This window comes from Vibrio sp. 970 (genome assembly GCF_033339075.1).
This window is the reverse complement of the sequence record NZ_JAWOTW010000266.1, coordinates 1-736: the sequence shown is the minus strand read 5'-3', so window position 1 is coordinate 736 and position 736 is coordinate 1. Positions and strand designations below refer to the sequence as shown.

Annotated in this window: 1 protein-coding gene; it reads right to left on the bottom strand. The window is 50.5% G+C overall.

Translation table 11 applies throughout. The features are described from left to right. Window positions 1-121: 121 nt before the first annotated feature. Window positions 122-736 (bottom strand): alpha/beta fold hydrolase (locus R7Q11_RS26085; RefSeq protein WP_225466990.1); only part of this gene is annotated, 615 nt, incomplete at its 5' end.

Below are 736 nucleotides of genomic sequence, written 5' to 3'. Positions count from 1 at the left end.
CGTGCGAGGTGGGCGAAACAGACGCAAGCAGTGTACGCCAAAATGAGGATGAAAAAGAGGGTAAATCGTTTGAGAGACATTTCCTCTTTAATCATTGCGGTGAAGTGGTCGCCTACAACTCTTATTGCATTTTTTCGTCTGACGACGAAGTAGGGTCATCCATAAAGCGGAAGATCGCATCGAGCGCTTGATTGCGGTACTGGTCTGTTTCGAACAAGATTTCATGCTGTGCGCCTTCAATAGAAAGCAATGCCGCATGAGGATTGGTTTTACGCAGCTTCTCGATAAAGCGTTTTTGTGCGAGATTGCTGACGATACGATCATTGCCTGCTTGAACCAGTAGCACAGGCACTTTTACTTGGCGAGTTAACAAAAAGCACTGTTTCGCTGCCATGAGCCCTTGCCATACCCAGCGCGTGCTTGGTCCGCCGACTTGCAGTTCCGGTTTTTCTGTATAGAGATTGCGAAACCACTGGTAGCGGCCTGCGCTTTGGCTGAGAGGATTGTCCTCAAAAGGCTTGGGAAAGTACGGCTTGTGGCCCGGCGCATAACGCGGCAGTGGTGACACGGCAGAAAGAATTTGCGTCACTGGGATAGCGATAGGCGATAAGTACCACGGCAAGTTAATGCCAAACATGGGGGCGCTTAAAATCAAACCAGTGAATGGGTGCTCTGGGTGGGTTTGCAGATAGCGCGTCGCGATAGCACCGCCCATGGAGTGCGCGATGATAAAGCA